The 6,775-nt window shown below is 51.5% G+C and carries 5 protein-coding genes; 2 read left to right on the forward strand and 3 right to left on the reverse strand.

The window, feature by feature from the left end:
- Positions 1–19 precede the first annotated feature (19 nt).
- Positions 20–889, forward strand: coding sequence for an agmatinase (gene speB / locus LQ229_RS21485; RefSeq protein WP_216540277.1), 870 nt, complete (start codon positions 20–22; stop codon positions 887–889).
- Between the two features lie 404 nt (positions 890–1,293).
- Here the strand turns inward: speB and hflC are convergent, their stop codons facing one another.
- From hflC to LQ229_RS21500, 3 genes are all read right to left on the reverse strand, one after another.
- Positions 1,294–2,157, reverse strand: a complete 864-nt coding sequence (hflC, locus tag LQ229_RS21490) for a protease modulator HflC (RefSeq protein ID WP_216540276.1) — start codon at positions 2,155–2,157, stop codon at positions 1,294–1,296.
- Positions 2,154–3,167, reverse strand: a complete 1,014-nt coding sequence (hflK, locus tag LQ229_RS21495; protein ID WP_216540275.1) for an FtsH protease activity modulator HflK — start codon at positions 3,165–3,167, stop codon at positions 2,154–2,156. The genes hflC and hflK overlap by 4 nt, the downstream gene beginning before the upstream one ends.
- Positions 3,168–3,286: 119 nt before the next feature.
- Positions 3,287–5,962 carry a YhgE/Pip domain-containing protein gene (locus LQ229_RS21500; RefSeq protein ID WP_230192880.1) on the reverse strand — a complete coding sequence of 892 codons (2,676 nt, stop codon included), beginning with the start codon at positions 5,960–5,962 and terminating at the stop codon, positions 3,287–3,289.
- 203 nt (positions 5,963–6,165) lie between these two features.
- Here LQ229_RS21500 and LQ229_RS21505 point away from each other — a divergent pair, with 203 nt between their 5' ends.
- Positions 6,166–6,672 (forward strand): GntR family transcriptional regulator, encoded by a 507-nt coding sequence (locus tag LQ229_RS21505; RefSeq protein WP_230192881.1) that lies wholly within the window; start codon positions 6,166–6,168, stop codon positions 6,670–6,672.
- Positions 6,673–6,775 lie beyond the last annotated feature (103 nt).

A 6,775-nucleotide genomic window follows, 5' to 3' on the forward strand; every position in this document is an offset into this window, starting at 1 on the left:
ATAAGGAGGATACAAATTCGTGCGATTAGATCAAGCTTATTCCGGCAATGTGTTCATTTGCAGTTCCGACGACTATGCCGCTTCGAAAGCGGTCATTTACGGCATGCCGATGGATTTCACCGTCAGCTTCCGTCCGGGTTCCCGTTTCGGTCCGGCGCGGATTCGCGAAGTATCGATCGGTTTGGAAGAATACAGCCCCTATTTGGATAAAAGCATTCTCGACATGACATATTTCGATGCCGGCGATTTGCTGCTGCCGTTCGGCAATGCGGCGCGCAGCCTCGACATCATCGGCGAGTACGTGCGCGGCTTGCTCGCGGACGATAAGTTCCCGATCGGGCTCGGCGGAGAGCATCTCGTATCGTGGCCGATCTTCCGCGAGATGTATGCCAAATATCCCGACTTGGCGATCGTCCATCTCGACGCGCATGCGGATTTGCGGGAGCAATACGAGGGCGAGCCGCTCTCGCATTCGACGCCGCTGCGCAAAGCGGCGGAATTGATCGGCGGCAAGAACGTGTACCAATTCGGCATCCGCTCCGGTTCGCGGGAAGAATGGGCGTATGCGCGCGAGAACATCAACTTCTATCCGTTCGAAGTGGTCGAACCGCTGCGCAAAGTATTGCCGGAGCTCGCAGGCCGTCCGGTATACGTGACGATCGACATCGACGTGCTCGATCCGTCCTGCGCTCCGGGCACAGGTACGGCGGAAGCGGGCGGCATTACGTCGAAGGAATTGCTCCAAGCGGTTCACGCCATCGCGCGTTCGAACGCGAACGTCGTCGGCTGCGATCTCGTTGAAGTCGCGCCCGCGTACGATCCGACGGAACAAACGCAAATCGTCGCGGCGAAGATCATTCGCGAGATGCTGCTCGGTTTTGTGAAGTAAAGACGGAAAGACCCTGTACTCTTGGCGTAGGCCAATGGGACAGGGTCTTTTGGCATAAGGCGGGGAATATGCCTGTGCAAGTTGTATAAAGTGCAATTTAGCTTTGGATAAGGCAGCTGCTTAAGCGGCTATGTTGCAAAATATGCAGCATTTTGGCAGGACAACCCGCCAAACCCGCCTATTTGGTGCGAGAATGTTGTATTTTCTACAGCATAGGCGACGAAAACGGGCAAACTATACCTGTAATGTTGTATTTTGTGCAGGATAGACACGGCCGAGCCTGTCCGCAGCCCGACAAGTGGGCTCATTGGCCCGTTCGTACCCGCAAAAAAGGCCCTACCCGCGAAATCCATTCGCGGATAGGGCAGCGCCGGCAAGAAGTGTGCCGGTGCAATTCGTCCTATCTATTTGCCCAGCAAAATTTTCGCATACGGAGAATCGATCGGCAGCATAATGACCGGTTCCCCTTGGAAGGAGGTCACATAGCTGTCCAGCGTGCGGTACAGCTTGTAAAATTGCGGATCTTTGCCGTACGCCTGGTTATAGGTGGCCGCCGCTTCTTGTTCCCCTTCGGCGATGATTTTTTTGGCGTCGGCTTCCGCTTGCGCTTTCAGCTCTTGCGCCTGGCGGTCCGCTTTGGACATAATTTTACGGGATTCTTCGTCCCCTTCCGACAAATAGCTGGCGGCGATGGACTGCCGGTCCGTAATCATCCGGTTATATACGCTTTGCTTGTTTTCTTCGGGCAGATCGGTTCGCTTAATGCGGACATCGACGATTTCGATGCCGTAGTTGTTTCGCTCTATCGTGTCGATGATTTCGTTCGTAATATCGTCGTTCAGATTGCCGCGGCTCGTATTTTCGCTAATAATGCTGCCGTATTCGATTTCCGACAATTTTCTCCTCACGACGTTATAGACGGTTTCCTCGATCCGGCCCTCCCCGTAAGGAACCGTTCGCAGCGTCCGCAGGAAATTTTCCGGATTGTTAATCCGCCATATCGTGTAATTGTCCACGATGATCGGTTTTTTGTCTTTGGTTAAAATCGACGTAGGGCTGCTGTTGTAAACCTTCTGATATTTCGGCAATGAGGTCACCGATTCGATGAACGGAATCTTCACGTTCAGCCCGGGATTTTTGTGGACCCGGACGAATTCTCCGAATTTGATGACGACTTTATATTCGCCTTCCCTGACTATAAATAAGCTGGAAGAAGCTAATATAATAACTACAATGAGGCCAAATACGGTTAGAACCCATCTTTTCATTGATTCGAATCCCCCTTCGAACCGGACGCTCCTGAACTGTTCTTCATCAGTTCATTGAGCGGCAAGTATTTCACCGTATCGCCCGATCCGTCCGTAATGAAAATTTTCGCTTTCGGCAATATTTTTTCAAGAGTTTCCAAAATGAGTCGCGTTTCCGTTACGTTCGGGTTTTTGGCGAATTCGTTGTAAATCGCGTTAAACTTCGCGACATCCCCTTGCGCGTTCAATATTCTCGTTTTCTTCACGGCTTCGGCGTTTTCGAGAATCGCTTGCGCTTCGCCGCGGGCTTTCGGGATAATGTCGTTTTCATATTTTCTCGCGTTGTTGATCTTGGTGTTCTTCTCCTCGCGCGCGTTCGTCACTTCTTTGAAAGCTTGCTGCACTTCGCCTTCCGGCGGTTCGATGTCCTGGAAAATAAAATCCTGAATAAAAATGCCGGTTTGATACAGTTCGTTCAATTCCACAAGCTTCTCTTTTACCTGGGCCTGAATGACCGTTTTCCCGTCCGTAATGGCATAATCGAGTTTGTTCGAACCGATAACGGAGCGGATCGCCGCGCTGGTGGCATTGCGCAGGAATTGTTCCGGATCTTCGATATTGTAGAGATATTTCTCCACACTGCCGATCTTCCATTGGACGACGGCGTCGGCGGAGACGATGTTCTCATCGCCGGTAATCATGAGCGCTTCCTCTAAATTGGGGGTCGCGCCGCCGCCGGCGTTTTCCGTATAGCCGATATGGATTCGTTGCGTGACCTCTGCGGGCACTTTAATGACCTCTTGAATCGGATAGGGGAATTTGACATGCAGGCCGGATCTTTCCTCGCTGGTAAACTTCCCGAATGTGAGCACGGCGGCTCTCTCTTGCTCTTGAACCGTGTAGAACATCGTGGAACCCAAGGCCAGAACGGCCACGATGGCTATGGCAATTGCAATTTTCTTTGCGACACCCTTTGGGATAGGCGGGAGCTTGGAGGCGGAGGGCTTCCCTCCTCCGTTAATTACTTCCATCGTTTCATCTCCTCGTCTGTAATGTTACATGATAATACGGGAAAAAGGGCGTGAGGGTTCCAGCAAAAAAGAAGATCCCGTCCCACAGGCAAGCCGTGGCACGGGATGACAGCCGTCTTCTAATTTGACAGCGCGGGGGAAGAACCGGATTTGTCGGCTCTTGCCATGCTGCGGTGGCGAAGCGTAAAGTACGCGCTGCTGGCCGCAAGCGACAGGATCAGATAGACGGATAAGATGCCGATATTCGACCAGACATAGTTCATGTCTCCGAGCGAGATGACGCCGCGGAAGGCGCGGATCGTATAGGTCATCGGCAGCCAAGGGTGTAGCGCTTGGAAAAATTCCGGCGCCAGTTCGATCGGAAACGTGCCTGCCGACGAGGACAACTGGAATACGAGCAGCAAAATGATAATAAATCGTCCCACGTTGCCGAACGCCGTAATGAAAAATTGAACCAGCGCAAAGAACGTTAAGCTTGTAACCAAACAAGTGACGAAAAACATCGGTACGTTCTTCACGGGCAATCCGATCAAATTCAAAATCACGAGCCCCGCGAGACAGACTTGCAATAAGCCTTCGATCGCCATCACGCCGAATTTGCTGAGAAACCATGCGAAGCCTGAAGGCGCCCGTCCGTTCGTCTCCCGCAGCGGGAACACCATAGAGAACATAAGCGCGCCGACGAAAAATCCGAGCGACAGGAAGTAGGGCGCCATGCCGACGCCGTAGGTTGTCACGTCGTTGTTCTCGATCTTATCGCTGTCCACCGGGGAAGAGATCATTTGATACGTTTTATCGGTCGGATGCTGGGTCGCTTTCTCCGCTCCTTCTTCCAGCTTCTCGCGCAGCTTGCCTCCTCCGTCCAGCAATTTCTCTTGGCCGTCCAGCAGTTGGCCGAACCCGTCGTTGATGCTGTTCTTCGCCTGATCGATCTGGTCGATCATGCTGCGCATTTTGTCATGCATGAGCTGTTGGATCAGGCTGCCGGCTTCGTTCAGCTTGGTATCGGCCGCGTTGTGAAGCAGCATCCGGGCTTTCGGCTCCAAATCGTTCACCTTCCGGTCGGCGGCTTCATGAAGCTTCGCTACCACTTCCGGGGCGAGACGGTCGAGTTCTTCGTCCGCCTTCCGATGAACGCCGTTTGCCACTTTCGGCTCGTATTCGTTCCATTTGTCGTCCACCAGTTGGTGCAGCTTGCGCGTTAACTCCTTCGATTTCCGATCGTAAATCTCATCGGCGAACGAATGCGCCTTGGCCAGCAACGACGGCGCCAGTTCGTTCGCTTTGGACTGGGCGAGCCGGTGTGCGAGCGAGCGAACGTTCGGATACAATTCGTCGAATTTGGCATCCGCCGTTTCGTGAAGCTTGGCGACGAGCGCGGAACCGACTTTATCCAATTCTTTGTCCGCCAGCCGCTTCAAATCTTGCTTCAATTTGCCCTTTAATTGCTCCAATTGGTCGGGTTGCAGGCTTTGTTCTACTTTGGTTCGGACTTCCTCCAATTTCCGCTTCATATCCTCCCATTGTTTCTGCAAATCGGGAGGCATATTGTCTTGAAGGGGCTTCATCTTCTCCTCCAGCTGATCGAAATCGGTTTGGATTTGCTGCAGCCGTTCCTTCCCTTTTTGCACTGCATCGGCAAACAATTGGTCGACTTTCTCGTCAATATTCCGATGGATTTCGTCGCGAATCGAGCGGTCGATTTTGGCGTACTCGCGGTCGATCGTGTCATGCATCTTCGCGCGGGCGACCGGCTCCATGCTGTTTAGCGTTTTGTCGATTTGCCCGTCGATCGCTTTCATGATCTTATCGACATTGTCCGCGTAAGCTTGATCGATCTCTTGATGCATGTTGGCGCGAATTTGTTCGCCGTAAACGGCCGATTGCTTGTCGATTTGCTCATGCAGCTTTTCCTTGGCCGGACCGGAATATTCCTCGAACATTTCGTCGATACGCCGATGCACCGTGTTATGCGCGATATTCATGTATTGTTCCGATTGCTTGTCGATTTCCCCGTGGATTTCATCCAGCAGCGCCGGTTTGTTTTTGTCGATCGCATCGTTAATTTCTTTATGGACTTTCTCGTCCACTTTGGCGCGGTTTTCTTCCAATAGCTTTTCGACCAGCGAGCCGGCCTCAGACGTTTTATCGTCGACTTGCTTGTTCAGTTCGTCGCGGAACATCTCGATGCCGTTTCCGAGTTCAGCGAGGCCGCTCTCGATTTGGCCCGCTCCGTCGCTTGCCAGTCCCAAACCTTCGGCAACGGCCTGAATGGCGTTGAACATTTGCTCGACATACGTTTCCGTCACTTTTTGCGACATTTCCGCTTTAATGTTTGCGACCACCTTATCCGAAATTTGTCCGGACAAAAAATTAAAACTGCTGTTTTCTTTGTATATCAAATTCAGCGGTTCGGGGTTCGGGTCTAAAATTGTCGTCGCATGCCGAGACATCTGTTCGGGAATCAGAATCATCAAATAATAGCGATGCTCGCTCAACCCGCGCTCCGCCTCTTCCCGGGTGACGAAGTGGAAATCGACCGCGTCGTTGTTCTCCAGCTTCTGAATGAGCTCGCGTCCTATCGCAATTTCCCGGCCTTCATATAGAACCGGATTGTCTTCGTTGACGACGGCTACAGGCATATGTTTCACATTGCTGTACGGGTCCCAGTTCGCAATCAAATAAATGCCGCTGTACAGCAGCGGAATGACCAGGAGGCCGAGAACGGGAATGATGACATCCTTGGACCGGAGCATCGCCCTAAATTCCGATCCGAAAAAACGTAGACTTTTCACGTTATCCCTCCTCTTATGACTAGTTGACCAAATTGTTATTTTAGTTCTGGAACGCGAATAGAGTTATTTTACTACGCCGATTTTAATTTTTCAATCGTTATTTTTAAGTTCGCGAAACGACTTTCTTCACAATTGGTATATAACATGATATATTGTTATATTAGAATGTTCGATGCATAACCATGTTGCTTAGGAGGATATGAATGGCTAACGATTATGCGTCCAAGCCGATGTACGAGAAAATATTCGCAGAACTCCGCGACAAAATCACATCCAATCAATACGAAGCGGGGCAGCGGGTGCCTTCCGAGAAGGAATTGGGCGAACAATACAATGTGAGCAGGATTACGAGCAAGAAAGCGTTGGAGCTGTTGGCAAGCGAAGGCTATATCGTGCGCAAACCCGGGAGGGGATCGTTTGTGGCGGAAGCGCCGTATTCCAGAATCCATTCGGCCGGCGCAAGCCCGAGCGGGAACCGGAAACCGCGAAGCGCTTCGGACAAGTCGTTAATCGGACTTATTATTACCGATTTCGCGGAGAGCTACGGAACCGACTTGATCTACGGCATGGAGGAAATGTCCCGCGCGAGCGACAGTTATTTGGTCATTCGGCGTACGTTAGGCATTCCTTCGTTAGAGGAAGAGGCGGTGAAAGGGATGCTTGAGTTAGGCGTCAACGGATTAATCATCCTAAATTTCGAAAGCCCGTAATATCAAACACTGAATATAGTGGATCTGCCTCGCGGACTGTAAAAAAGTGGAGGTTTCCCAGTTCGTTCGGTTCAAGTCAACATTATGTGGATACACTTTCCCC

Source organism: Paenibacillus sp. CECT 9249, assembly GCF_918697855.1.
Taxonomy (GTDB): domain Bacteria; phylum Bacillota; class Bacilli; order Paenibacillales; family Paenibacillaceae; genus MSJ-34.

Bases quoted from the DNA above. Each gene is read 5' to 3' on its own strand.
- hflC (WP_216540276.1), bottom strand. From the start codon at position 2,157: ATGAAAAGATGGGTTCTAACCGTATTTGGCCTCATTGTAGTTATTATA.
- hflK (WP_216540275.1), bottom strand. From the start codon at position 3,167: ATGGAAGTAATTAACGGAGGAGGGAAGCCCTCCGCCTCCAAGCTCCCG.
- LQ229_RS21505 (WP_230192881.1), top strand. From the start codon at position 6,166: ATGGCTAACGATTATGCGTCCAAGCCGATGTACGAGAAAATATTCGCA.